This window comes from Alistipes sp. ZOR0009 (genome assembly GCF_000798815.1).
Classification (GTDB): domain Bacteria; phylum Bacteroidota; class Bacteroidia; order Bacteroidales; family ZOR0009; genus Acetobacteroides.
Genome location: NZ_JTLD01000116.1, coordinates 1 through 354, shown reverse-complemented (window position 1 = coordinate 354; position 354 = coordinate 1). Strand labels below are relative to the sequence as shown.

The window sequence follows — 354 nt, the reverse complement described above, 5'->3', positions numbered from 1 at the left end:
ATAGGAGTATCCGCAGGAAATGGACAACCTCATGACAACATGATGCCATACCTCCCATTTCGCCTTTGCATTTGCTGGAATGGCACATTCCCAACCAGAGATTAACCACCCTTAAAACAGAAAAACATGGAAGCATTTTTAGGTGAAATAAGGCTATTCCCATACAACAGAATACCATCAGCCGATGGCTGGATGCCTTGCAACGGCCAGCAGTTAACCATTCAGCAATACCAAGCTCTCTACTCACTCATATCCAATCAATTTGGAGGCGATACCAGAACATACTTCAACCTTCCCAATCTAAACGGAAGAGTGCTACTTGGATATGGAAGATCTCCCATATCTGGAAACGCC

Annotated in this window: 1 protein-coding gene; it reads left to right on the top strand. The window is 44.4% G+C overall.

Annotation, left to right across the window (positions count from 1 at the left end; genetic code table 11):
* Positions 1–126: 126 nt before the first annotated feature.
* Positions 127–354 (top strand): phage tail protein (locus L990_RS17195; RefSeq protein WP_047452004.1); only part of this gene is annotated, 228 nt, incomplete at its 3' end.